The organism is Pseudomonas sp. 51_B, from assembly GCF_017491595.1.
Taxonomy (GTDB): domain Bacteria; phylum Pseudomonadota; class Gammaproteobacteria; order Pseudomonadales; family Pseudomonadaceae; genus Aquipseudomonas; species Aquipseudomonas promysalinigenes.
Genome location: NZ_JAFGYW010000065.1, coordinates 1 through 862 on the forward strand (window position 1 = coordinate 1; position 862 = coordinate 862).

Sequence of the window (862 nt, forward strand, 5' to 3'; positions counted from 1 at the left end):
AGCTTGGCGGTGTAGGTGATCTGGCCGCCTTCCTGGACGGTACCGGTGGCGCTGAGGCTGACGGTAGTGGTGTCCAGGTTGGCAGGGTTGTCGGTTACCGTGGTGGTCGGTGTACCAGCGGTGACCAATTTTTCGTAGTTGCCGCCCGTTACCCCCGTGATGCTGTTGGTCAGCGTCGGGTTGGTGGCATATACGTTGTTAGGTGCCACGAAGTCCACGGAGCCGGTGGTCTGATTCAGGCCAATGGTGATGCTTTGGCCGTTGGCCAGGGAGATCACCAATGGCGAACCAGTGACCGGCGCGCTGACGGTAGCGGTATAGGTGACCACTCCACCCTCGACGGCCGATGGCGTGGCGCTCAGGGTCACGGTGCTGGTGTCGATGGTGTCGGTGACCGAAGTAACCGCCGGCGTCGAGCTGACGTTGAGCTTCTCAAAGTCACCACCGGTCGTGCCGGTGATGGTCGCTTCAACCTTACCGGCGTCGACGTACACGGTGTTTTTCGGTGCGTCGACGGTGATGGTGCCTTCGCTCAGGCCCTTGGCGATGGTGATGACCGCACCATTGCTGAGGGTGACCTTCATCTCACTACCGGCTGGGTTGGTCAGCTTGGCGGTGTAGGTGATTTGGCCACCTTCCTGGACGGTGTTGGTAGCCGTCAAGGTGACACCGGTGGTGTCCAGCTTCGCCGGGTCGTCGGTGACCGTGGTGCTAGGAGTACCGGTGGTAACCAGTTTCTCGTAGTTGCCGCCAGTGACATTGGTGATGCTGTTGGTCAGCGGGGTGTTGGTGTTGTAGACGTTGTTTGGCGCAACGTAGTCGACCGAGCCGGAGCTTGCGTTGACCGGGATGGTGATGGTCT

1 protein-coding gene is annotated in these 862 nt (G+C 60.6%); it reads right to left on the reverse strand.

Annotated features, from left to right (window positions below; all coding sequences use genetic code 11):
• A partial coding sequence (locus tag J5M56_RS23605; RefSeq protein ID WP_347709434.1) for an immunoglobulin-like domain-containing protein occupies positions 1-862 on the reverse strand: 862 nt, incomplete at both ends.